General features: G+C 71.3%; 23 protein-coding genes. 7 read left to right on the plus strand and 16 right to left on the minus strand.

Features of this window, described 5'->3' with window-relative positions; genetic code table 11:
* Nucleotides 1-84 precede the first annotated feature (84 nt).
* From AB0C12_RS31995 to AB0C12_RS32025, 7 genes are all read right to left on the minus strand, one after another.
* Nucleotides 85-468: a response regulator transcription factor gene (locus AB0C12_RS31995; RefSeq protein ID WP_360553586.1), complete on the minus strand. Its 384-nt coding sequence runs from the start codon at nucleotides 466-468 to the stop codon at nucleotides 85-87.
* A gap of 18 nt (nucleotides 469-486) precedes the next feature.
* Nucleotides 487-1680, minus strand: a complete 1194-nt coding sequence (locus AB0C12_RS32000; protein ID WP_360553587.1) for a response regulator — start codon at nucleotides 1678-1680, stop codon at nucleotides 487-489.
* Nucleotides 1677-3647, minus strand: coding sequence for a PAS domain-containing protein (locus AB0C12_RS32005; RefSeq protein ID WP_360553588.1), 1971 nt, complete (start codon nucleotides 3645-3647; stop codon nucleotides 1677-1679). Before AB0C12_RS32005 ends, AB0C12_RS32000 begins: the two co-directional genes overlap by 4 nt.
* A 94-nt stretch (nucleotides 3648-3741) precedes the next feature.
* A complete protein-coding gene (locus AB0C12_RS32010) occupies nucleotides 3742-5181 on the minus strand; it encodes an RICIN domain-containing protein (protein WP_360553589.1) in 1440 nt (479 codons plus the stop codon).
* 89 nt (nucleotides 5182-5270) lie between these two features.
* Nucleotides 5271-5972, minus strand: a complete 702-nt coding sequence (locus AB0C12_RS32015) for a hypothetical protein (RefSeq protein ID WP_360553590.1) — start codon at nucleotides 5970-5972, stop codon at nucleotides 5271-5273.
* Nucleotides 5973-6008: 36 nt separating this feature from the next.
* On the minus strand, nucleotides 6009-6575 hold the full coding sequence (locus AB0C12_RS32020; RefSeq protein WP_360553591.1) for a hypothetical protein: 567 nt from the start codon (nucleotides 6573-6575) through the stop codon (nucleotides 6009-6011).
* Nucleotides 6576-6592: 17 nt separating this feature from the next.
* On the minus strand, nucleotides 6593-7732 hold the full coding sequence (locus AB0C12_RS32025; RefSeq protein ID WP_360553592.1) for a zinc-dependent alcohol dehydrogenase: 1140 nt from the start codon (nucleotides 7730-7732) through the stop codon (nucleotides 6593-6595).
* A 244-nt stretch (nucleotides 7733-7976) separates the two neighbouring features.
* Between AB0C12_RS32025 and AB0C12_RS32030 the strand changes: the two genes are divergently transcribed.
* Nucleotides 7977-9188, plus strand: a complete 1212-nt coding sequence (locus AB0C12_RS32030; RefSeq protein ID WP_360553593.1) for a cytochrome P450 — start codon at nucleotides 7977-7979, stop codon at nucleotides 9186-9188.
* Between the two features lie 20 nt (nucleotides 9189-9208).
* On the opposite strand, the gene AB0C12_RS32035 is transcribed toward AB0C12_RS32030, so the two are convergent.
* The gene (locus AB0C12_RS32035) at nucleotides 9209-9880 is read right to left on the minus strand and encodes a TetR/AcrR family transcriptional regulator (protein ID WP_360553594.1); all 672 of its coding nucleotides are present in this window, start codon (nucleotides 9878-9880) and stop codon (nucleotides 9209-9211) included.
* Nucleotides 9881-10060: 180 nt separating this feature from the next.
* Here AB0C12_RS32035 and AB0C12_RS32040 point away from each other — a divergent pair, with 180 nt between their 5' ends.
* From AB0C12_RS32040 to AB0C12_RS32050, 3 genes are read left to right on the plus strand one after another with little or no spacing between them, the layout of a single operon-like run.
* Nucleotides 10061-10864, plus strand: coding sequence for an SDR family NAD(P)-dependent oxidoreductase (locus tag AB0C12_RS32040; RefSeq protein WP_360553595.1), 804 nt, complete (start codon nucleotides 10061-10063; stop codon nucleotides 10862-10864).
* A 1-nt stretch (nucleotide 10865) separates the two neighbouring features.
* Nucleotides 10866-11978 carry a DUF5938 domain-containing protein gene (locus AB0C12_RS32045; protein ID WP_360553596.1) on the plus strand — a complete coding sequence of 371 codons (1113 nt, stop codon included), beginning with the start codon at nucleotides 10866-10868 and terminating at the stop codon, nucleotides 11976-11978.
* 8 nt (nucleotides 11979-11986) lie between these two features.
* Complete coding sequence (locus tag AB0C12_RS32050; protein WP_360553597.1) at nucleotides 11987-13519, plus strand: AMP-binding protein; 1533 nt, start codon at nucleotides 11987-11989, stop codon at nucleotides 13517-13519.
* On the opposite strand, the gene AB0C12_RS32055 is transcribed toward AB0C12_RS32050, so the two are convergent.
* Nucleotides 13488-14129 (minus strand): GNAT family N-acetyltransferase, encoded by a 642-nt coding sequence (locus tag AB0C12_RS32055; protein WP_360553598.1) that lies wholly within the window; start codon nucleotides 14127-14129, stop codon nucleotides 13488-13490. The genes AB0C12_RS32050 and AB0C12_RS32055 overlap by 32 nt on opposite strands.
* A 27-nt stretch (nucleotides 14130-14156) precedes the next feature.
* Entirely contained in the window at nucleotides 14157-14642 is a 486-nt protein-coding gene (locus tag AB0C12_RS32060; protein WP_360553599.1) for a hypothetical protein, read from the minus strand.
* Nucleotides 14643-15102: 460 nt separating this feature from the next.
* Between AB0C12_RS32060 and AB0C12_RS32065 the strand changes: the two genes are divergently transcribed.
* Complete coding sequence (locus AB0C12_RS32065) at nucleotides 15103-15723, plus strand: YdeI/OmpD-associated family protein (RefSeq protein WP_360553600.1); 621 nt, start codon at nucleotides 15103-15105, stop codon at nucleotides 15721-15723.
* Nucleotides 15724-15797: 74 nt separating this feature from the next.
* Nucleotides 15798-16637, plus strand: coding sequence for a hypothetical protein (locus AB0C12_RS32070; RefSeq protein WP_360553745.1), 840 nt, complete (start codon nucleotides 15798-15800; stop codon nucleotides 16635-16637).
* Between the two features lie 831 nt (nucleotides 16638-17468).
* Here the strand turns inward: AB0C12_RS32070 and AB0C12_RS32075 are convergent.
* A complete protein-coding gene (locus AB0C12_RS32075; RefSeq protein ID WP_360553601.1) occupies nucleotides 17469-18458 on the minus strand; it encodes a hypothetical protein in 990 nt (329 codons plus the stop codon).
* A gap of 125 nt (nucleotides 18459-18583) precedes the next feature.
* Between AB0C12_RS32075 and AB0C12_RS32080 the strand changes: the two genes are divergently transcribed.
* Nucleotides 18584-19255 carry a DUF4232 domain-containing protein gene (locus AB0C12_RS32080; RefSeq protein ID WP_360553602.1) on the plus strand — a complete coding sequence of 224 codons (672 nt, stop codon included), beginning with the start codon at nucleotides 18584-18586 and terminating at the stop codon, nucleotides 19253-19255.
* A 79-nt stretch (nucleotides 19256-19334) separates the two neighbouring features.
* Here AB0C12_RS32080 and AB0C12_RS32085 read toward each other — a convergent pair whose 3' ends face one another.
* Genes AB0C12_RS32085 through AB0C12_RS32105 form a run of 5 tightly spaced genes read right to left on the minus strand, consistent with a single transcriptional unit; the run spans nucleotide 19335 to nucleotide 24030 of the window.
* Entirely contained in the window at nucleotides 19335-20408 is a 1074-nt protein-coding gene (locus AB0C12_RS32085) for a VWA domain-containing protein (protein ID WP_360553603.1), read from the minus strand.
* Complete coding sequence (locus AB0C12_RS32090) at nucleotides 20408-21382, minus strand: VWA domain-containing protein (protein ID WP_360553604.1); 975 nt, start codon at nucleotides 21380-21382, stop codon at nucleotides 20408-20410. Before AB0C12_RS32090 ends, AB0C12_RS32085 begins: the two co-directional genes overlap by 1 nt.
* Nucleotides 21379-22263 carry a DUF58 domain-containing protein gene (locus tag AB0C12_RS32095; RefSeq protein WP_360553605.1) on the minus strand — a complete coding sequence of 295 codons (885 nt, stop codon included), beginning with the start codon at nucleotides 22261-22263 and terminating at the stop codon, nucleotides 21379-21381. The genes AB0C12_RS32090 and AB0C12_RS32095 overlap by 4 nt, the downstream gene beginning before the upstream one ends.
* Nucleotides 22264-22266: 3 nt before the next feature.
* Nucleotides 22267-23295: a MoxR family ATPase gene (locus AB0C12_RS32100; RefSeq protein ID WP_360553606.1), complete on the minus strand. Its 1029-nt coding sequence runs from the start codon at nucleotides 23293-23295 to the stop codon at nucleotides 22267-22269.
* 30 nt (nucleotides 23296-23325) lie between these two features.
* Complete coding sequence (locus AB0C12_RS32105) at nucleotides 23326-24030, minus strand: trypsin-like peptidase domain-containing protein (protein WP_360553607.1); 705 nt, start codon at nucleotides 24028-24030, stop codon at nucleotides 23326-23328.
* Nucleotides 24031-24081 lie beyond the last annotated feature (51 nt).

Raw genomic sequence — 24081 nt, forward strand, 5'->3', positions numbered from 1 at the left:
CTGTGTGATGCCGTCGACAGCGCGGGCCGCCTCCGTCCGTGGCGGGAACATCGGCGGTGCCGGCGTCATCCTGAGCAAGACGTCTCACGAATCGGCGGCGCCCACCGGCCCGGTCAGCACGCCGTCGACGAGGTCGAGCACGGCGTCGGCCGTGAACGGCTTGGCCAGGTAGTAGTCGACGCCGCCGGCCCAGGCCCGGGCATTGGCGTCGGACTCGGCCGCCGCGGTCAGCATCAGCACCGGCACCGGCTCGCCGGGCTGGGCCCGGATGGTGCTGAGCACCCCGAAGCCGTCCAGGCCCGGCATCATCACGTCCAGGATCACGAAGTCGGGCGGGGCCGCCTGTACCTCCCGGACGGCCGCGAGCCCGTCCACCGCGACGCTCACCTCGTAGCCGTCCATCTCGAGGACGTCGGTGAGCAGCTGCCGGATCGCCGGGTCGTCGTCGACCACCAGGATGCGTGCCATGGGTTCCTTCTCCCCGCCTCAGTGCCTGCCGTGGCTGTGCCAGAGCCCGGCCTGGCGCGACGCCTCGTCGGCGGCACGGCGCCAGTCCACGGCCTGGGCCTTCAACTGGGGGTGGGACAACAGCTGAGCCAGCTCCTCCTCGTGCCGGCCGGCGGCCGGACAGGCGGACTCGGTGCCCTGGATCAGCAGGTGGGCCGTCCGCACCGCCGCGGCCACACCCAGCCCGGAGAGGTCAGGCGTCTGCTCGGCGTCGCGCTGGGCGACGGCGGTCACGATCGGCGGCGGCAGCCCCCACAGGTGCAACAGCTCCACCCCGACGTCACGGAACGGGACCCCGTCCCGGGTCTCCGCGTCCAGATCGACCGCGGACCCCTCCTTGTCCCCCACCGCGGCCAGGCAGACCAGCCGCCCGACGTCCTGCAGCAGCGCCGCGGCCTGCGCGTGCGGCCGGTTCGCCGGGGAGGCCACGAAGTCCACCAGGCAGGCGGTGGCCACCGCGTGCCGCCAGGCGGTGCGCAGATGCTGCTCGATCGCCGGATCCCAGGCCGAGGTCGGGCGCAGCACGTGTCCCGCGCCGGCCACGGCCTGCACCATGGGCACGCCCATCGCGTTGACGATCGACTCGACCGAGGAGTTGCGCGGGCGCGAGCCGAAGAACCGCGAGTTCGACAGCTGGAGCAGCTTGGCGGTCAGTCCGACGTCGTGCATGGCCATCTGGACCGCGTACGACAGGTTGGCGTCCGGGGCGAGCAGGCCGATGATCCCGTCGGTGTGCTCGGGCAGGGTGGGGATGGCCCGGACCCCGCCGGCGATCCGCCGGGCCTCGTCCTGATGGGCGCTGGAGGTCCGGATCAGCAGCTGCTCGATGACGGCGATCAGGCTCTCGGCGTCGGACGGCTTGGTGAGGAAGCGGTGCCCGGCCACGGCCACCTGGATCGCCGCCTCCGGCTCGATGTGCCCGGACAGCACCACCCGGGCCACCTCGGGGTGCCGCCGGCTGACGTTGGTGAGCAGCTCGGCGCCGTCCATCCCGGGCATCCGCATGTCCGAGACCACCACGTCGTACGGCTGCTGGGCGAGCAGCTCGAGCGCCTCGGCGCCGTCGGAGACGAACGCCATCTCCCACTCGCCCCGTTTGCCCCGCAGGGAGCGGCGCAGCCCGTCGAGAATGCGCGGTTCGTCGTCGACGAACAGGGCGCGGGCCCTGCTCATGCGGCGTCCGGCTTGCCGGCGATGGGCAGGCGCAGGATGAACTCGGTCCCCTCGCCCACCACGGACCGCACCTCGATGCTGCCGCCGTGCTTCTCCAGCACCGCCCGGGCCAGCGCCAGGCCCTGCCCGGTGCCCTTGCCGACCTCCTTGGTGGTGAAGAACGGCTCGAAGATCGACTGCTGGATGTCCGCCGGGATGCCGGTGCCGTTGTCGGCGAAGGTCAGCACCGCGGCCGGGCCGTCCGTCCGCGAGCTGATCCGGATCTCGCCCCGCTCGGCCTGGTCCTTGAGCGCGTCGGCCGCGTTGACCAGCAGATTGAGGAAGACCTGGTTGAGGTCGCCCAGGTGGCACAGCACGTCGGGCAGCTCGCCGAGGTCCAGGACCACGTCGGCGACGTACTTGACCTCGTTGCGGGCCACGGTGAGGGTGGTCCGGACGGCCTCGTTGAGGTCGGCGTACGACTGCTCGGTGGAGTCCTTGTAGCTGAACGACTTCATCGCCCGGACCAGCGAGGCCACCCGCTCGACGCCCTCCAGGCTCTGGCTGACCGCGGCCGGGATCTCGGCGGCGAGGTATTCGAGGTCGGCCTTGGCCTCGGCCCGCTGGGCGCGCTCGGTGCGCTCGCTCCACCGCAGCTCCCCCAGCGCGGGCGCCATGCACTCCCGGTAGACCAGCAGCAGGTCGAGCATGTCCTGGTACGCGTCGGCCAGGAACCGGGTGTTGTCCCCGACGAACTGGATCGGCGTGTTGATCTCGTGGGCCAGTCCGGCCGAGAGCCGGCCCAGGGACTCCAGCTTCTGGTCGTGCCGCGCCTCGAGCTCGGCCCGCCGTACCTCGGTCATGTCCCGGAAGGTGACCACCGCGCCCGGCTGCCCACCGCCGGTCTCCAGCGGTGCGACCGAGCAGGCGACACCGAACGTGGTGCCGTCGCGGCGCACGAAGGTCTCGTCGACGGTCTGCACGGCCTGCCCGGCCGTGCGGATGTGGCGCAGCGGGCATTCGCTCTCCGGCTGCGGCGTGCCGTGCCACGGCACCGCGTGCACCGTGGCGTGCACGGAGAGGCCGAGCAGGTCCTTCTCGGCCCAGCCGAGCATCTCCGAGGCGGCCCGGTTCATCGAGGTCAGCTTGCCGTCGCCGTCGACCGTGTAGAGCCCCTCGGCCATGTCGTCCATGATCACCGAGCGGAACGCCTGGGCCTGCTCGCGTTCGGTGACGTCGACCAGCACCAGGCCGACGCCCATCATCCGGTCCTCGACCCGCACCGGGTAGCAGCCGGCGAGCCACGCACGGGGAACGTCGGCCTCGCCCGGCGACGGGGCCGTGACCATCGTGCCGACGATCGCCTTCTCCGTCTGCCAGGCGCGGCGGTAGTTCGCCTCGATCTGCGGCCACACGCCCGGCAGCACCTCGTGGACCGGCCGCCCGAGCTGCTCGGCGCGCGGGCCGCTGCCCATGGCGGCCAGTGTCTCGTTGACGCGGATCAGCCGGGAGCCGCTGTCCACGAAGCCGAACCCGGCCGGCGCGGCCGCCTCCAGGGCCTCCAGCAGGGAGAGGGTCTCGGTGACGCAGCGCCGGGTGCCGGTGAGCTCCTCGCGCAGCGCCGCCCGCTCCTCGACATCCGTGCCGGTCGCGATCCACGAGCCGGGCCGGGCGTCCACGGGAGTGAAGCGCACGCTGTGCCGGCCGAACGAGCCGTCCACCCGCTCGAGCCGGCACTCCAGCTCGTACGGCGTCGCGTCCGCCGCCGCGACCGTGGACTCCACGGCCGCGAGGTCCTCCGGATGCACCAGGGAGCTCCACGGCTCGCCCGGGCGCCCGGGGCCGCGGTTGGCGAACTCGATCGCACCCGCCTCGGTGAGCACCCAGACGGCGTGCGGCAGCGCCGCGGCGAGCACGGCGGCGTCGATCCCGGGCGGCAGCGGACCGGCCGGGGCCGCGGCCACCTGTGGCGCTCGACGTCCAGACACGTTTTGCCCTTCTCAGCGACCGGGGCGTTGTGCACCCTCCTTGCTGCCCATCGGCCACCAGTGTCCGGATCTGAGCGCCACGCCCGCGCCGATGTCAGGCGGCCCGGCTGAGCCACTGCTGGTTGGCGCCCGTGCCGCAGGCGTACTGGATGAGCCGGACGCCGTCCGCGGTCCCGCCGCTGATGACGTCGAGGCAGCGGCCGCTGTGCCGGGCCACGAGCCGGTAGTAGCCACCGCCGGCGTCCTGCACCTGCCACTGCTGGTTGGTGCCCGTCCCGCAGGTGTACTGCACGACCCGGGCGTTGTCGGCGGTCGACGCGTTCGCCACGTCCAGGCACTTGCCGCTGTGCCGGGCCTCCAGCTGCACGTAGCCGTTGCCCAGGTCGCGGCGGTGCCACTGCTGGTTGAGGCCGGTGCCGCAGGTGTACTGGATCGCCTCGGCGAGATCAGCGGTCGATCCGCCGACCACGTCGACGCACTTGCCGGAGTGCCGCGCGACCACGGTGCTCCAGGAGCCCGCCGGCCCGGCGACCGTGCCGGCGGCGGTGTCGATGACCAGCGACGGGAAGTAGTCCAGGGCCAGCGTGGTGGCGCTCGGGAAACGCAGCGGCGCCCAGACGTAGCGGGAGTCGTTCACCGTCCCGCCGATCGAGTTGCCCCAGCGGTCGCCCAGGTACAGGTACGCGGTCCCGGCCGTGCCCGCGACCGGCAGGACGTACGCGGTCTGCGAGCCGTACGCCGTCGCGTCGCCCGCGTTGCTCCAGGCACTCCACGGGCCGGTGATGCTGGTGGCCGACGAGTACTTCTGCTGGTTGGGGTTCCAGCCGGTGGCCCCGGAGGTGAGCATGAAGTAGACGCCGTTGCGCTTGAACAGCGCCGGCGCCTCCCGCACGTCGCCCGGCCAGCTGCGGACCAGCGCGGCCACGCCGGTGTAGTCGCTGGTCAGCCGGTAGACGTTGAGGTCGCGGTTCTCGTTGGCCGAGGACACCATGTAGCCGGTGCCGTCGTCGTCGACGAACGTGGTGATGTCCCGCGACATGTGGGTGCCCAGCGGCCGGAAGCTGCCCCGGTACGTGTAGGCGCCGTCCACAGTGCTGGACACGGCCACCGCGGCCCGGGCCTGGGCGTAGTCCGTCGCGGTCTCCTTGTGCATCCACATGACGAACTGCCGGGTGCTCGCGTTGTACATCACCTTGGGCCGCTCGATGTTGGCACTGGCCAGCTCGGCGGCCGACGACTGGGTGAGCACGTGGTTGCGGAACTCCCAGGTCCTGAGGTCGGTCGAGCGGTACGCCGAGACGTACCGGAAGGTGTTGTCGGCGTTACGGTTCTCGCCGAACCAGTAGTAGTACGCACCCACCTTGAGCACGCCGCCGCCGTGCGCGTGCACCACAGCCCCGGAGGTGTCGGTGAACTGTGTCCCGTTGGCCACCGTCACCGGCGCCGCGAGCACCGGCGCCCCGGTGAGGGCGAGGACCGTGGCGGTCCCGGCCAGAACGGCGAGGAGAGCCCGCGCGCAGCGTCCGAGCGGCATCACGACCTGCCTTCCAATCGGTGACAATCGATGTGACCGTTAACACAGATTGCCCGCAGGTTTCCGTCGTGTCAACAACGCCGGGACGGTCAGCGGCGCACGCCCACGGCGACCAGCACGGCCCGGGCCGCCTCAGCCGCCGGATGCAGGATCGCGAAGTGCACCCACCGACCGGCGGCGGTGACCGCGTGCCACACCGGCAGGACGGTCCACCGCCAGCACCAGGCGATCGCCAGGCCGGCCGGTCGCAGCACCCACCGGTAGAACTGCCGCAGCAGCCGGCCGGCACCACGCCACCCGGCGGTCAGCACCGCGGCGATGCCCCGGCCTGTCGCGGCGAGCACCCACCACACTCCACGCCACACCGGTGCGGTCACCGCCCCCAGCCAGACGAGAGGCACGACCAGCAGGTAGTGCAGCACCAGCGCGAAGGGCCGGAGCAATTGCCGCCGGTGCCGCCACAGCCACTGCGCCGGCACGACGATCAACCACCGCGCCAGCCACTCCAGTGCCGGCCGCAGGGCCCGCCGCCACAGCCAGGCCACCGGGACGGCCACCAGGTAACGCCACAGGAAGGCGGCCGGGACCGCGACCAGGTAGTGCCACAGGAACGCGGCCGGGACCGCCACCGCGCAGTGCCACAGCCAGGCCAGGGGCCGGCCGACGTAGCGGCCCAGGAACCGGCCGATCAGCCGGGCCAGCTCCCACAGCAGCCGGAACGGCAGGATGAAGACCACGGCGAGGACCCGGACCGGCCAGTGGATCCAGGCGGGAGGCGGCTGCTCGGACATGGCCGCCCACGGTAGCCGACCTGCGCGAACGCGGCCCTAGCGGCCGGCCACCCGCTTGGCGATCCGGTACGCCAGCACCCCGCCCAGCACCCACGGCGCACCGACGATGATCGGGTCGATCCACTGGTGCCTGACGTCAGTGCGCTTGCGGCCGAACCGCGACGCGATGCCGTGGTGGCTGAACTCGCTGAGCACCCCGGTCTCCGTGATCGGATTGTCCGGGTGCAGGCTCACGAACGAGCGCAGCGTGCTCTCCACGGTGTCCACCCGGTCGGCGGCCAGCAGGAGCAGCCAGTGTGCGGCCCGGCCCTCGCTGTACTCCTTGTAGGCGTACCGGCGGATCACCCCGGACAGGCCCTTGGGCGGGCAGGACGTGCCGAAGACCGGGGTGAGGAACTTGTGCTCGATCGAGCGTTCCCGGGGGAACTTCTCCGGCTGGCGTTCCGGGAACTCCCAGTGCGCGCCGCTGAAGGTCGGATCGAACTGCTCCCGCGGCACCGACGGCCGGTCCTTCGGGTCGAGATCGACGCCCCAGCCCGGGATCCGGGCGCGCAGCTGGTCGCTCGACTCGGCCGGCTTCGGCTTCTCCGGTGTGTATGCCATGACAACCTCCGGTCGGGTCAGGCGGCGTTCGGGACGATGATCGGCTTGATGCAGTCGTCGAGCTTCGCCGAGAAGATGTGGTAGCCCTCGGCGATGTGCTCCAGCGGGATCCGGTGCGTGACGATCTCGCTGGGCTTGAGGTAGCCGTTCTTCACGTGCTCGAACAGCCGGGGCCACTGCCGCTTCACCGGGCACTGGTTCATCCGCAGGGTGAGGCCCTTGTTCATGGCGTCACCGAACTTGACCGCGCTGAACATCGGCCCGTAGGCCCCCATCACCGAGATCGTGCCGCCCTTGCGCACCGAGTCGATCGCCCAGTTCAGCGCGATCGGCGACCCGCCCTGCAGCTTGAGCTTGGTGGTCGTCACGTGCTGCAGGAAGTTGCCGTCCGCCTCCGCGCCCACGGCGTCGATCGCCACGTCGGCGCCCAGGTGGTCGGTGATCTTCTTCATGTGCACGACGATGTCGTCGTACTCGGTGAAGTTGTAGGTCTCGGCGTGCGCGAAAGTACGCGCCTTGGCCAGCCGGTATTCCAGGTGGTCGATGACGATGACCCGGCCGGCGCCCATCAGCCAGGCCGATTTGGCGGCGATCAGTCCCACCGGCCCGGCCCCGAAGACCACGACCACGTCACCCTCGACGATGTCGCCCAGCTGGGCGCCGAAGTAGCCGGTGGCGGTGGCGTCGGTCAGCAGCACCGCGTCGTCCTCGTCCATCCAGTCCGGGATGATCGTGGGCCCGACGTCGGCGAAGGGCACCCGGACGAACTCCGACTGGCCACCGTCGTAGCCGCCGGTGGTGTGCGAGTAGCCGTAGATCCCGCCGACCGCCGTGGCGTTCGGGTTCACGTTGTGGCAGTTGGAATAGAGGCCGCGGGCGCAGAAGAAACACGTGCCGCAGAAGATGTTGAAGGGGACCATGACCCGATCGCCCGGCTCGAGGTTGCGCACCGACGAGCCCACCTCGTCGACGACCCCGATGAACTCGTGCCCGAAGGTCGAACCGACCCGGGTGTCGGGCATCATCCCGTGATAGAGGTGCAGGTCGGAGCCGCAGATCGCGGCTCGGGTGACCCGGACGATCGCATCGTTGGGATGCTCGATCACCGGGCGGTCCTTCTCCTCGACCCGGACCCGGTATGGACCGCGATAGACCATTGCTCGCATCTTGTACCTCCCGCGGCCCGGCTACCCGAGGCGTCCCGGGGTAAACGCCCGGTTCGGCGCCTCCACCGCGGTCGAGGGCGGGGATCGTGCCGTTCGGGACGATCAGCTCGCCCGGGCCGAGCTCGCGGTAGCCGGCGATGTCGCGGGCCACCATGCCCGGCATCCGCCGCCGGCCCCGACCGGGTCGGCCGGCGGGGTATCGTCATAGACGGTTGCCGATAGGACGGAGCGGCGCGTGACCCAGGAACTCCAGGAGGACTTCGCCGATCCGGCGTTCCAGGCCGATCCCCACCCGGTGTACGCCCGATGGCGCGCCACCACCCCGGTCCGCCGCGTCCGGCTCCCCAGCGGAGTGACCGCCTGGCTGGTGACCCGGTACGAGGACGCCCGCCACGCCCTGACCGACCCGCGGCTGTCGAAGGCCCGCCCGGTCGGCCAGGCCACCGACCGCGCCCTGCCGCCGTTGATCAACGCCGCCATCTCCCGGCACATGCTCTCGGCCGATCCGCCCGACCACACCCGGTTGCGCCGCCTGGTCGCCGGCGCCTTCACCGCCCGGCGCATCGAGGCTCTACGGCCGCGGATCGAGGAGATCACCGAGGAGCTGCTGACCGCGATGGCCGACCGGGAGCAGGTCGACCTGATCGACGCGTTCGCGTTCCCGTTGCCGATCCAGGTCATCTGCGAGCTGCTCGGGGTGCCGGCGGCCGACCGGGACTCGTTCCGCACCTGGTCGAACATCATCGTGGCCGGCTCGGCGCACCGTGAGCAGCTGCCCGGCGCGTTGCAGGCGATGGTCGCCTACATCCGCCGGCTGATCGCCGAGCGGCGCGGGCATCCCGGCGACGACCTGTTGTCCGGCCTGATCGGCGTCCGCGACGAGCAGGACCGGCTGTCCGAGGACGAGCTGTCCTCGATGGTCTTCCTGCTGCTCATCGCCGGTCACGAGACCACGGTCAACCTGATCGGCAACGGCGCCTGGCTGCTGCTCGACCGGCGCGAGCGATGGGACCGGCTGCGCGCCGAACCGGCGTTGCTGCCCGGCGCGATCGAGGAGTTCCTGCGTTTCGAGGGGCCGGTCGAGACCGCCACCTTCCGCGTCGCGACCGAGGACCTGGAGATCGGCGGCACCACCGTGCACGCGGGCGATGCGGTCCTGGTGGCGCTGCTCGCAGCCGACCGCGACGAGAGGCGGTTCCCGGAGGCCGACGAGCTGCGGCTGGACCGCACCCAGAATCCGCACCTCGCCTTCGGCCACGGCATCCACTACTGCCTCGGGGCGCCGCTGGCCCGGCTGGAGGCCCAGATCGCCTTCGGCCGGCTGCTGGCCCGGTTCCCGCAGCTGCGGCTGGCGGCGCCGGCCGCGGAGCTGACCTGGCGTCCGGGCGTCATCATGCGCGGGCTGCAGAGCCTGCCGGTCGCGCCGGGCCCGGCCGTCAACCGCTGAGCGAACGGGTCTCGGCCAGGTCAGTCCCGGGTCAGGCGGGGCAGCAGCGCCAGCGCCTCGGCCCGCAAGGTGTCCAGGGCGTCCGGGGCGCCGGCCAGGTGGCGCAGCAGCGCGTGCTGGAAGAGGCCGTCGAACATCGCGTAAGCCGTCGCCGGCACGACGGTGGGAGTCCGGTCGCTGAGCTCGGCGTAGCGGCTCACCACCCGCCAGATCATCCGCTGCAGGCTGTCGTCGATCTCCAGCACGTCGGCGCGGAACGCCGGCTCGAACAGCGACTGCGAGCGCATGTCGTACCAGAGCCGATGCAGGGTCGCGTCCTGCCCGGCCGTGACCGCCAGCCCGGCGGCGAAGCCCTCGGCCAGCTCGGCGGCGGTGGCCGAGGCGGCCAGGATCTCGTCGTAACGCCGCACGCAGATCGCCTTGTAGTGCTTGACGCAGTGGATGATCAGATCCACCTTGTCGGCGAAGTAGTAGTGCAGGACTCCGTGCGAGAAGTCCGTGTTCTGGGCGATCTCCCGCAGGCTGGTGCGCGCGTAGCCCAGCTCGGCCAGCGTCTGCAGCGCCGCCGCGGCCAGCTGGTCGCGGCGCTGGGCGAACTTGTCGACCTGGCGCCGGGAGACCCGATCAGCGTTCGGTGGCCCGGACGGGGTCGCCGTCCCGGCCGGCCGGTCCGTGTTCAGCGCGTTGGTCACCCGCCCATCCTCCCTGGCCGCAGCCTCGCGCGCGACCCGTTGACCGGGGACGATACGCCGCCTCCCCATTCCTGGACAGGTGTCCAAGGTTTTCTTGACACCCGTCCAGTTTCCTTCGTACGTTGTGACCTGCATCACGAGCCGCGGTGCCCAACGACGTGACCACAAGCGGAGGCAGGCATGACCTCAATCGATCTGAGCGGCAAGCGGGCGCTCGTGACCGGCGGTGCCCGGGGATTCGGGGCAGCCATCGCCCAGTCCCTGGCCGAGGCCGGCGCGGCGGTCATGATCGGCGACGTCCTGGAGGACCTCGGCCGCGAGACCGCCGAGCTGATCGCCAAGACCGGCGCGACCGCGGCCTTCACCCGGCTGGACATCACCGACGAGGCGTCCTGGGAGGCGGCGACCGCCACCACGGTGGCCGGGCTGGGCGGCTTCGACATCCTGGTCAACAACGCCGGCGTCGAGGTCACCGCGCTGCTGGCCGACTTCGACCCGGCCGAGCTGTCCCGGATGCTCGAGGTCAACATCGTCGGCACGGCCCTGGGCATCAAGCACGCCTTCCGCAGCATGCGGCCCGGCGGGACGGCCGGCCGCGGCGGCTCGATCGTCAACATCTCGTCGGTCGCGGCGACCATCGCCTTCCCCGGCATCGCCGGCTACTCGGCCTCCAAGTCAGCCGTCGACCGGCTGACCCGGGTGGCGGCCATGGAGTCCGGCAAGCTCGGTTACGGCGTACGGGTGAACTGCATCTATCCCGGTCTGGTCCCGACCGAGATGGGGGTGAAACTGGCCGTCGACGTGACCGCGATCGGACTGTTCGCCAGCACCGACCACGCGATCGCCGCGGTCGTCGACCAGACCCCGATGGGCCGGCTCGGCGAGGCCCGCGAGATGGGCGACGTGGTGGTCTTCCTCGCCTCCGACGCGGCCCGGTTCATCACCGGCGCCGGCGTGCCCGTCGACGGCGGAATGGGGATGTGACATGCGCCCCGTCGTGGTCTACGGCGCCTCCGGCTACACCGGACGACTCATCTGCGAGTACCTGCGCGAGCTCAACCTGCCCTTCATCGCCGCCGGACGCGACAAGGACCGGATCCGCGAGGTGCTGGACCGGGTCCCCGGCATCGAGACCGCCGACTACGAGGTGGCGGAGGTCGAGCACGAGGCCGGCGCCCTGACCGAGCTGTTCCGCGGCGCGAGCGTCGTGTGCAACACCGTCGGCCCGTTCATCACCCTCGGCGACCCGGTGGCCGAGGCGGCGCTGGCCGCGGGCTGCCACTACCTGGACACCACCGGCGAGCAGGACTGGCTGCTGCACGCGAAGGAGAAGTGGGGACGGCCGTACGCCGACGCGGGCCTGCTGATCTCCCCCGGGGTCGCGCAGATGTACACGACCGGCGAGATCGCGGCGAACCTGTGCCTCGAACATCCCGGCATGGACACCCTCGACATCCTGGTGCTGTGGGAGGGCGCGCCCACCATCGCCTCGACGCAGACCATCTTCGCGATCCTGGCCGCCGACTGGTTCCACCTGGCCGAGAACAAGTACGTGCAGTGGGACCCGACAGCCCGCTTCGAGGTCACCGTGCCCGGCCGGCACGCAACCTCCCTGGCGCTGCCCTGGGGCGGCATGTGCCACCCGGTCTGGTTCGCCGACGACCCGCGCGTCGCCACCTGCCGGGCGATCGGCGGCGTCATGAACCGCGACGTCATGGAGGCGGTCGCGGCCACCACCATGATGGTGCAGGCCGAGATCAAGACCCTGCCGGCCGAGCAGCAGGGGCCCGCCCTCGCCGCAATCGCCGAGCAGTGGCAGACCGGCATGCCGCCGAGGGAGAACCCCCGCCTCAACACCTCGGTGGACTCCGTGTACGCCTCCGGTCCGCTGGGCCGCGCGCACTGCGTCATCCACGGCAACTCCAACTACAAGCAGACCGGCCTGCTGCAGGCCTGGGCCGCGCAGTCACTGGTCCAGCAGGCGCCCCGGCGGACCGGCCTGGCCTCGGCCTGCCAGGCGTTCGGGCACCGCGAGCTGCTCGGCGTGCTGCGCACGTTCGGACTGGTCCTCGAACCCGTCGTCACCGTCGCCCGCTGAGCCCCGCGATGGCTCTCGCCGACTACCTGGACAAGGGGGCCTCGCTCGGCCCCGGCGAGCCGTGCCTGCTCGCCGGGACCGAGACGATGACGTACGCCGAGGTCCAGCACCTGAGCCACCGGGTCGCCGGCGCCCTGCACCGCAGCGGGGTGCGCGCCGGCGAATCCGTGGCGATCCTGTCCGGCAACGACCCGGTGGCGTTCTCCGCGGTCTTCGGCATCTCCCGTCTCGGGGCGGTGTGGTGCCCGGTCAACCCCCGCAACGAGGCCGCGGAGAACCGGGCGCTGCTCGACCTCTTCGACTGCACCTGCCTGATCTTCCAGGCCGCGTACGCCCCGCTGGTGGAGAAGATCGCACCGCTGCTGCCGAAGATCCGCGTCTACGTCTGCCTCGACGGCCCCACACCCCTGGGGGAGAGCTTCGCCGACTGGACCGCCGGTCCCCCGGTCACTGCTCTTGCCTCGCCCTCGCCCGCGCAGCCCGACACCGTGATGCTGGTCGGCACCGGGGGAACCACGGGCACGCCCAAGGGCGTCATGCTCACCGACCGCAACCTCGAGGCGATGTCGGCGATCACGCTGATGAGCTACCCGTTCACCGGCCGCCCGACGTACCTGGCCCTGGCCCCGCTGACCCACGCGGCCGGGGTGCTCTGCTTCCCGATCATGGCCCTGGGCGGCCGCATCGTCATCATGGCCCGCCCCGACGTCGGCGAGTTCCTGCACCTGATCGAGGCGCGACGGGTGACCCATACGTTCCTGCCACCGACGGTGATCTACCTGGCCCTGGCCCACCCGGACGTGCGCACGACCGACCTGAGAAGCCTGCAATGCTTCTGGTACGGGGCGGCGCCGATGTCGACCGCCCGGCTGACCGAGGCGATCGAGGTGTTCGGCCCGGTCATGGGCCAGCTCTTCGGCCAGTCCGAAGCCCCGATGATGATCTCGACGATGGCCCCGGCCGAACACCTGCACCCGGGCGGCGGCCTGGCGGTGGACCGGCTCGGGTCGGCCGGGCACCCGTCACCGCTGGTCACGGTGGCCATCATGGACGGTACGGGGGCCCTGTTGCCGCCCGGGGAACGCGGCGAGATCGTGGTCCGGGGTTCGCTGGTGATGCGCGGCTACTACAAGAACCCCGCGGCGACGGCCGAGGCCGGCGCGTACGGGTGGCACCACACCGGGGACATCGGCTACCTCGACCCGGACAACTACCTGTTCATCGTGGACCGGGCCAAGGACATGATCATCACCGGCGGGTACAACGTCTATTCGGCCGAGGTGGAGCAGGCTCTGATGCACCACCCGGCGGTGTACGAGGCCGCGGTGATCGGGCTGCCGGATGACAAGTGGGGTGAGCGGGTCACCGCGGTGGTGCAGCCCTCACCTGGGTTCTCGGTTGATCCGGCGGATGTGGTGGCGTTTGTCAAAGAGCGGATCGGGAGTGTCAAGGCGCCCAAGCAGATCGAGGTCTGGGCGGAGCTTCCCCGGTCCCGGGTCGGGAAGATCCTCAAAGGGGAGATCCGGGATCGGCTTCGGTGATTCCTTCGCTTGTTGAATTCGTCGCGGTGGACGGTTGGGGGCCGGGGTGACCAAGATCGGCTTGAGGAGCAGCTATGCCGTTCTTGGTCACCCCGGCCCCCAACCTTGCATGGTATTCACTTGCGGCCGGGATCTTGGTTGCTCGCTGCTGGGTGCAGCGCTTCGTGGGTGATCCCCTTGCGGCTGGTGGTCCGGCTGCCGCGCTGTGGTCTTTGCGGGGGATCTTGTCGGGCAGGCCGGCCTTGGTGGTGGGTCTTGCGTACGCACCTCGCCGGTTGCGGTCAGAGATTTCTGTTGTTTCTCCGGCTTTGGCGACGACGACGCGGTCGCAGCCGCGGCGGTGGATCTCGTTCTCGGCTGCGGCCAGGAGGCGGGCGCCGAGGCCTTGGCCGCGGTGCTGCGGTTCCAGCCACAGTGAGGTGATTCCGCCGCAGCCGCCCCAGGTCCATCCGGTGATGCCGCCGATCAGGGCGCCGTCCGCGGCCGTGACCCGGATGGAGAACGGCCTTTCGTCGTCGGAGGCGATCGCTGCGTGGTTGATGGCGTCCAGTTCGTCGGAGAGACGCTTCTCCAGCTCAGGGTCGTCCTGGCCCACAAGGAGCTCGGTCATTCGTTCATTCTGCCCATCGGGCTGTGGCTAGGTGAGGAAGACGATTGCCGCCACTGTGCTGCCCAGGGTGCTGCCGGCCACCAGCATGATGGCCCCTGCCCGCCACAGGTTGCCCTTGCGGCGCCAGATTCCGGTTTCCTGGCCGGCCCAGATGCGTTGGGCGCCGCGTGCGTCGCGGGAGACGATCCGGTGCACCAGGCCCATTCTCGTGTGGTTGATCGCTGCCGCGTAGAAGTAGAACAGCACTGCGCCGGCCAGCAGGGAAACCGCCGCCAGCAGGCCGAGCAGCTTCAGGACGACGGGCTCGTGGCTGAGCGGACGAGCGAGTTCCTTGGCGGCGAAGGCCACGGCAGCAACGGCAACGGTGGATATGAGTGTCACGTTCTTGGCGTCGTCGGCCGCGACGATGAGCAGGTTCTCGATGTAGGCCTGGCGTGACTCCGCGTCGACGGCGGGCGAGTCGGGGCCGAAGTCGGGAAGGTCGTCCTCCTCGCCCGTGGGAGCTCTCGTCACGCCGCCTCCTCCGTGGTGCGCGTTTCCCGCTTGCCCGGACATGGTCCCGCGCCCGACTCGCTCAGCCACCGCCCGTGGTGCTCATGTCGATCCCAGCCGTGTCGAAGGACATTTCACTCGCGCTCGGAGATCGGACCTTCGTGCCCGCCCGTACCCTGCGCCGGCCGACGACCGCCGCCCTGCTGGGGCAATTCGGTCCGCCAGCGGCCTGAGGTTCGCCTCCGTAGGGCACCGCCCTGGTTGTGCCCGGCACCGACGCCGGCAACTACCCGGCCGGCACGCGCCTCATCATCGCCCGGGCCGTACCGGATCAACCCCACACCCTGACCCTGAGCGGATCGTCGGCGTCGGCGCCGCCGACCTCTGGGTCCACCATCCGCGCGGGGTTCGGCTCCCGATCAATGCCGACTCGGCCGCCTGCGCCAGCGGCGCCCCGCTCGTCGGCGGTTAGCCTGCCGTGGTGGCAAAAGACGAACTCGAAGAGCTGATCGTCGCGGACGCCGAAGGTCTGCGAGTGTGGTTGTTGAACAACCATGCCGAGTCGGCCGGCGTCTGGCTGGCTCTGGGCCGGAAGGGCGGCACAGTCACGACGCTGACCTGGCAGCAGGCGGTGGACGAGGCGCTGTGCGTCGGCTGGATCGACGGGCAGGCCCGCAAGGGGAATCAGGACATCTCCTGGATCCGGTTGACCCCGCGCAGGGCCCGCAGCTCCTGGTCGCAGCGCAACGTCGCTCATGTGGCCCGGCTGGAGGAGCAGGGGCGGATGCTGCCCCTGGGCCGCGCCGCGGTGGAAGCCGCGAAGGCGGACGGGCGATGGGCCGCCGCGTACGCCCCGCCCTCGGAGGCCGAGGCGCCGGCCGATCTCATCGCGGCGATCGCCGCAGACGCCGACGCCCAGCGCATGTTCGACGTGCTCACCAAGTCCAACCGGTTCGCGATTGTCTACCGGGTCAACGCGGTCAAACGGGCCGAGACGCGCGAGCGAAAGATCCGCGAGGTCGTGGCGATGCTGGCCCGGCACGAGACGATCTACCCACAGAAGGCCCGACCCGCTGAGCCGCCACAGTCCACACCATCATGACCGGTGGTTCAGCAGCGGGCAGCGCGCGATCGTCGGATGAGCCGTAGCGTGTGTGGTGAACTGGACGCGTGCTGATGCGTCCTGCGGAACTGGCGGCGATCCGGGCCGGCGATGTCGACGTGGCGTTCCGCCGGTGGGACCAGCCGCGGCTCAAAGTCGGTACCCGGATGCGGACTGCGGTCGGGCTTGTCGAGGTGACGTCTGTCGACCGCGTACCGGTGAGCTCGTTGACCGCCGCCGACGCCCGCCGGGCCGGCGCGGCGTCGCTGACCGCGCTCCGCCAAGGGTTGGACCGAGTGCACCGGGAACGGCCGGTGTATCGGATCGGGCTGCGATACGCGGGCACCGACCCGCGGCAGGCGCTGCGGGAGGCGGTCCCCGACGCCGCGGAGATCGAGGCGATCGCCGCGTGGCTCGACCGGCTCGACCGCGCGTCACCGACCGGGCCGTGGACCCGGGCGACGCTGCTGCTGATCGACGAGCTGCCGGCCACCCGGGCACCGGACCTCGCGCACCGGATGGGGCGCGACACCCCGTCGTTCAAACAGAACGTGCGCAAGCTGAAGGAACGCGGCCTGACCGAGTCGCTCGACATCGGCTACCGGCTCTCGGCGCGCGGCGCCGCCGTCCTGGACCATGAGGGCCATCCTCGGCCGGCCCGGGGGCGGCCGGAGCCGGAGCCGGGAATTCCGCTGCCACACATCGGTGCTCCCGCTACACGTGCACTGACCGCGCACGGCGTGGTCCGGCTCGAACAGGTCGCCGAGCTCAGCGAGCGGGAGGTGCAGGCGTTGCACGGGGTCGGGCCGTACGCCCTCGGTCGGCTACGAACGGCGATGGAGGCGTCCGGACTGACTTTCCGGGACGATCTCGACACGTCACCACCGGCCGGCGCTACGCCAGAGACGTCCTGACAACCGGCGAAGGCACAGCCTCTGCGCTGCTGAATTGCGGTGCGGACTTCTGCCGAGTGGAGTGCACCGAGTGACGCCAGTGAAGGATCTGTCCGGCGGGACTAAAGAATCAGATATGCATCACCGGTGTCGGCGAGTGCAGCAATTTGGCGATGACACCACACCGGTACTGCAATACTGTGAGGGCCGCGCTGGTAAACGTACAAATCTAGGGAGAGATATGGGAAGGCCTTCCAGTCCCCGCACCTTCGGCAAATTTGATGGTGTCCAGATTATTGGCACTGACACTAAAGACACAATTTGCGCATGGGAGCTCTGGCGAGACGGCGCGCAGGCGGGATACGCGTATACGCAGCCTGCCCTGAGGGATCCCCATGGTTCAACTGGTTGGGCATTCAGAGAGATGGGAGATGGGAAACGCTCCGGCAAGGTTCATCATGGCCGCACCTGGGAGAAGGCGTTAGCAAAATTCGAGAAGTCGATCAGTTAGGGAGCCCGCGTGCCGGCCTCAAGTTCGCGATGCCGCGATGCCGCGAAGAGCGCTGCGCCGTGTCGCCAAGGTCGGTCCTATTGGTCGACCGTGCAGATCACCAACCGGCCGACCGGCCGCGATGGTTTATCCGTGCTGGCACGTTCAGATAGGAGCACATGCTGGTGGCAAAGTCGAATTTGATCGCCGGCCAAGCAGGCGGAGTGGATGCAAGAATCGCGCCGACAAGGCGCGGTTCCTCCGCCCCGGGTCGCACCGTGCTTGTTGCCCGGGATTCGCCATAGCGGCTCTGTGCTGACCAGCCTGCACCAGAAGGAAAGGCTGAAGCTCAACCGAGGAACTCAGTCATGCGGCAAGAGCATGTCGGTCTTCTCCTGGTGACCGGAGAAGCCGCCGTACACCCGGTTGGGGCCGGCGATCAGCGGCCGCACACCAGCCGCGGTCAGCTTGCGGACCGTTGTACCGTCGTCGAAGCCGTTCTGGATGCAGCCGGCGTAGCGCATCGTGACTTCCGCCTTTCCGGTCGCGGACCGCGCCATGAGCACGATGATCTCGTCGCCGTGCGCCACCTCCGGTGCGCAGTCCGCCGGGTTGTCCGGACCGCCGCCGACCGGCGCTGCGGCGATCTGCCGGATCTCGGCCGCGGCCGCCGCGCCGTCCAGGCGCAGGCTGGACAGCAGACGCGGTGCGGGCAACCGCGCAGAGCTCATTTCCGGTACGGGGTACTTGCAGACCGATATCGAGGTCACGCCCCGCATGGCCGCGATGTCCGCCGGCGGGCTGGGGCGCAGATCCGGCCCGCTGCTGATCCGGTGGGTGGTCGGGCAGCCGGCGTGGTCGACGTCGACCCGGTGCACGGTGGCGGCGATCCGGTCCCGCCACTCCTTCGGCGCCTGGATGATCACCTCGACACCGTCGAGGCGCACGGTCGTGCGGTCGCCCGCTTGGTCGGTGCCGTCGCCCTTTTCCGTACGGTTGAAGCCGACCGTCCATCCGGTGTTCGCGATCAGGTACTGGCCCGGCGGACTTTGCCGATCAGATCCGCACCCGATGGCCGGGGTCGGAGCGCCGGGGCGGGAGACCGCGGGCGGATGGTTGCCGGGTTTGATGCACCACGCGTCCAGGCGGAGGGCCTGGTTGTCCCATCCCCAGTCTCCGGGCACGCCGACCTGGACGCCGCCGAACGATTCCCAGCGCCAGCCGGCCGGTGCTGTCGGCGAGCCCATGGGCACCGGCGTTGCCGCCGCCGGAGCAGGATCCGCCGGGTGGGCACACGCGGCCACCACGCCCACCGCCGCCACGATCGTGACCAACCTGATCAGGCTGTGCATTGCCCCTCCCTCGGGGTCGAGTTGTCGAGCCAAGCGATCAGGCGCGGGCGGAGCATCATCGGTTCCCCCGGCAAGTCTCACTGGTCAGCAGCACGGGGTTGTCCGGGACGGCCAGAATGGGCCGGGTGATCAAGACCCGGGGCTACCGCTTCGTCGTCCCGCTGGCCGTTGCGACGCTGCTCGTCGGCTGCGCTCGGCCGGCCGAGCCGTCCGCTGTTCCCGACCCGATGCCCTTTCCGTCCGGGCTGGTGACCCCGTCGGCGACCCCGGTGACGTGCCCGCCCGAGGGCGTCCGGATCCAGGTCGGCGCGGGGGACGCCGCGATGGGGCTCCGGGTGCTCAGCATCACCTTGGTCAACTGCGGGTCCAAGACCTACCGGCTGAAGGGCTACCCGGCCGTGCGGCCGCTCGACGACGATCAGGCAGAGCTGAAGGTTCGGATCCTGCACGGGGTCAAGGAGATCCTCGGTACGGCCATCCCGAGGGACGACCCGCCGAGGCTCGTGGTCCTGAAGCCGGGACAGCAGGCCGGCACGGCTGTGGCCTGGCGCAACACGTACGACGACATCCGGCAGCCACCGGTGACGGTGACGTTCCTTGACATCGCCCCGCTGGCCGGGCGCCCGTCCCAGATCATCGAACCGGGTGGCGGACTCGACCTGGGCAGCACCGGCCGGCTGGGGATCAGCGCCTGGAGCGTCCTTCCGGACAGTGCTGCCAGGACGAACCCGAACGGCCGGCCTGTCCCCGGCGTCTCCGCCTCGGAACCGGTGGAAACTGACGGCCCGCTCGTGTAGTGCGTCCATAGACGCGAAGGATGTCCTCGGTGGCGGTGCCCCGCCGCTACTCGTCGCGAGGCTGCCCGGCTGACCGTCGTCAGGCGGTCGGCGCGCGACGGACGGCGGGCCCCCGGTTCCACCACAGCGACAGACCCACCCCGGCGAACGCCAGCAGTGTCCCGGCCAGCACGAACCACGCGGTGATCTCGACGTCCTCGCGGCGCAGGCCGATCTCGCCCGGCAGGTCGCCCAGGACGTCGCTCAGCTGTTCCGCGTCCTCGGCCTGGAAGTAGCGGCCGCCCGTCAGGTCGGCCACCTGGGTCAGCGCCTCCTCGTCGATCTGCGGGTTGCGGCCGCCGCCTCCGCCGAAGCCCTGTGGGTCGCCGCGCATCGGGGATCCGCTGCCCACCTGCTCCGGCGTGCAGACCATCTGGCTCGGTTCCGTGGTGCCGAAGCCGATCGTGAAGACCCGCAGCCGCCGGGCCGCGGCCTGCTCGGCGGCCGTCACCGGGTCGACGCCGCGGGTGTTGGCGCCGTCGGTCAGGACCACGATCGTGTCCGGCTCGTAGTCGGTGGCCGCCGTTCCCGGTGGGCCGTCGCCCAGGTCGACGCCGGTCGCCGGCACGTCCGGGTTCACCTCGGCCACCGCGTCGATCGCGGTCAGGATCGCCTGGCCGATGGCCGTGCCGCGGGCTGTGGTCAGGCCGTCGATCGCCTTCAGCAGGGCCTGCTGGTCGGTCGTCGGCGGAACCAGCAGGGCCGCGATGCCGGAGAACGCCACCAGGCCGATCGGGGTCCGGCCGTCCTGGTCCTCGACGAACTTCCTGGCCGCCTCGGTCGCCGCGGTCAGCCTGTTCGGGGCCACGTCCGTCGCGCACATCGAGCCGGACACGTCGATGGCCAGCATGATGGTGCTCTCGGTCGACGGCACGGACAGGGACGCCTGGGGCCGGGTCAGCGCGCCGGCCAGGGCCAGCAGGCCGGTCAGGAACAGGATCACCGGGATCCGCCGCCGCCACTGCGACCGGCCGGGCAGGGCCGCGCGGATCAGCGCGACGCTCGACACCCGCAGGGCCGCGCGCTTGCGCCGCTTGCCGGCCCACCAGCGGACCAGCAGCAGCAGCGGGACCACGAGCAGGGCGGCCAGCGCCCACGGCCAGCTCAGCGACATCAGACGATCCTTCCGTGCCAGCGGATCATCAGCAGCGCACCGGCCGCGAGCAGCAGCAGCGCCAGGCCGGCCACCGGGGCGGTGAGCTCGACCGACTCCTCACGGCTGGTCAGCTTCAGGTCGATCGACCGGGTCGAGGCGGCCAGCGCGCCGGAGTCCCCCGCCGTCAGGTAGGTGCCGCCGGTGGCGTCGGCCAGGCCGCGCAGCACCTGCTCGTTCAGCCTGGTCGCGAGCTGGTAGCCCGCGACCTGCACGGTGGCGCCGGCGGTGGTGCCGACGCCGACGGTCTGGATGCGTACCCCGGCCGCGGCGGCCAGGTCCGCGGCCGCCTCGGCCTGCGCGGGGTCTCCGGTGTCCTCGCCGTCGGAGAGGACCACGACGCTCGCCGATCCCCAGTAGCCCAGCTGCGGCGGCGCCGCACCGGCCTCGGGCAGGGTCACCGGCTTGCCGGTGATCGTGGTCAGCGCGGCCAGGATCGCCTGCCCGAGCGACGTGCCGCCGGTCGCGGTCAGCCGGTTGATCGCGGCCAGCGCCGCCGCGTGGTCGTCGGTGGGCGCCTGCGTGGTCAGTGCCTGGTCGCCGAAGACGACCACGCCGATGTCCACGGTGTCCGGTTGCTCCTCGACGAAGCTCGTCGCCGCGGCCTGGGCGGCGGCCAGCCGGTTGGGCGCCACGTCCTGGGCCGCCATGCTGTTGGAGACGTCGAAGACCAGCACGACCGTGCCCGAGACGCGCGGCACGTCGATCGTGGCCTGCGGCCGGGCGAGCCCGCCCAGCAGCAGCGGCAGGGCCGCCAGCAACAACGCGTACGGCAGGTGGCGGCGCACGGCCCCGCGGCGCGATCCACCCGGACCACCGACCCCGAACGCGGCCAGCGCGGCCGTGCGGCGGCGTTGCCGGATCAGGTACGCCCACACGGCGGCAACCGTGACCACCACCGCCACCACCAGCATGAACGGATATCGCACGGTCACCGCCGTCCCGACTGCAGCACGAGGCCGACCAGCGCCCGCAGCAGGTCCTGATCCGTGGTGATCCGGTGCGGGCGGACCCCGGCCCGGCGCATGCCCTCGGTCACCGCCTGCTCGTGGGCGCCGACCTGCTCGGCCAGCCGGCGGCGCAGCAACGGGTCGCTGGAGTCGACGAGCAGCTGCTCCCCGGTCTCGGCGTCCTCGACCAGCACCAGGCCCACGTCGGGCAGCTCCAGCTCGGCCGGGTCGACGATCCGGACGGCCACCACCTCGTGCCGGTGGGTCAGCATGCCCAGCGGCCGGTCCCAGCCCGGGTCGCCGATGAAGTCCGAGACCACGAAGACCAGGCTGCGGCGGACCGAGGTGGTGGCGGCGGCCAGCCGCAGCATCGCGGCGAGGTCGGTCGTCGCGCCCGGCCCGGTGGCCGGCTGGGGCCTGGTGAGCTCGTGGGCCAGCCGCAGGATCTGGTTGCGTCCGGTACGCGGCGGGATGACCTGGTGCGCCCGGTTGTCGTACAGGATCGCGCCGATCCGGTTGCCGCCCTGGGTGAGCAGCCGGGCCAGGGCGACGACCAGCTCGGCCGAGACCGAGTCCTTGCCGTGCCCGGCCGCGCCGAAGCGCATCGACGCCGAGCGGTCCAGCACCAGCCAGGCCGTCATGTCCCGGTCCTCGGCGTACTGCCGCACGAACGGCTCGTCCAGGCGCGCGGTGACGTTCCAGTCGATGTGCCGGACGTCGTCCTCGGGCGTGTACGTGCGCAGGTCGGTGAAGTCGGTGCCGGCCCCGTGCCACAACGTGCGGTACGCGCCCTGCAGCCGCCCGTCGAGGCGGCGCACCACCTGCCATTCCAGGCGGCGCAGCAACCGGTCGGTGGCGGTGGCCATCGCTCAGCGGGCCCGGCCGACAGGCGCCGGGATCGGCAGCGCCGCCAGGATCTTCTGCAGGACGGCGTCGGCGGTCACGTCGTCGGACAACGCCTCGTAGGACAGCACCAGCCGGTGCCGCAGCACGTCGAGGGCCAGGTCGGTCAGGTCCTGCGGGACGACGTAGTCCCGGCCGCGGATGAAGGCCAGGGCCCGGGCGGCCAGCACCAGGCTGATCGACGCGCGCGGGCTGGCCCCGAAGGTGACGTACCGGGCCAGGTCGGCCAGGCCCACCGTGCCGGGTTCGCGGCTGGCGTGGGCGAGGCTGACCGCGTACTCGATGAGCGACGGGTCGATGTAGACCCGGTCGACGTCACCCTGCATGGCCACCAGGGTGTCCGGGTCGATGATCCGCACGATCGCCGCGGCCGGGCCGATCGCCCGCTCGACGACGACGAACTCCTCGGTGGCGCTCGGGTAGCCCACGACGACCTTCATCATGAACCGGTCGACCTGGGCCTCGGGCAGCGGATAGGTGCCCTCGGACTCGATCGGGTTCTGGGTGGCCATCACCAGGAACGGCAGCGGCACCCGATGGGTCTCGCGGCCGATGGTGACCTGCTGCTCCTGCATCACCTCCAGCAGGGCGCTCTGCACCTTGGCCGGGGCCCGGTTGATCTCGTCGGCCAGCAGCAGGTTGGTGAACACCGGGCCCAGCGAGACCTGGAACTCGCCGGTCGGCTGGTGGTAGATCCGGGTGCCGAGGATGTCGGCCGGCACCAGGTCGGGGGTGAACTGGACCCGGTGGAACTGCCCGCCGATCGCCTCGGCCAGCGACTTGACGGCCAGCGTCTTGGCCAGCCCCGGCACGCCCTCGACCAGGATGTGCCCGCGGGCCAGCAGGGCGACCAGCAGCCGTTCGATCAGCCCGTCCTGCCCGACGATGACCTTCTTGACCTCGTAGAGCACCTGCTCCACCGGTCCGGCCGGGGAACCGCCCGCAGACCGGCGGCCGCCGTCGGTCCAGTCCTGGCCGGGTACCGGTGCGTTCATGGAACCGTCCTCGCGAATCGGTGGTCGTGGTCAGAGCGGTAGAGCTGGTCCGTCGCCGGGACCGTCGCCACCGAGGGCGGTGCCGATCGGCACGGCGAAGCCGATGCCGATGAACGTGCCGGCGTCGGTCGGGTTGGCCAGGGCGACGATGACGCCGACCACCTCGCCCCGGGTGTTGATCAGCGGCCCGCCGGAGCTGCCCGGGTTGACCGCCGCGTCGAACTGGATGAGCCCGGTCAGGTCCGCGGTGCGGCCGCGTCCGACCGAACGGTCGAGCCCGGAGCCGACCCCGGCGGTGGTGCTGTTGCGCAGGCCGAGCTGGTTGCCGACGGCGACCACGGCGTCGCCCACGCCCAGTCCCGCGCCGCCGAGCACGGCCGGCACGACCACCGCGGGCAGCTTGCTGACGGTCAGCGTCGCGATGTCGTCGGCGGCCTCGGCGGTGGCGACCTCGGCCGCCGAGCGGGTGCCGTCGGCGAAGGTCACCTGAATGGCGGTCGCGCCCTGGACGACGTGCAGTGCGGTGAGCACCGTGCCGTCCGCGTTGACGACCACGCCGGTGCCGGTGGCAGCCTCGGCGGTGGCGCCCCGGGCGACGTCGGAGGAACCGCCGGTGGCCTGGATGAAGACCACCGACGGCAGCAGCGTCTCGTAGACCTGCGGAACGGTGAGGGCGGTGGCCGAGGCGGAGGGGGGTGGGTCGCGCGGCGACCGGCGGCGGGTCGCCGGCCGCACCCCAGCGGAAGAAGATCGCCGCGGTGAGCGCCAGCGCGGCGACGATCGCCG

Origin of the sequence: Actinoplanes sp. NPDC048967 (assembly GCF_040649415.1) — a bacterium.
GTDB lineage: Bacteria > Actinomycetota > Actinomycetes > Mycobacteriales > Micromonosporaceae > Actinoplanes.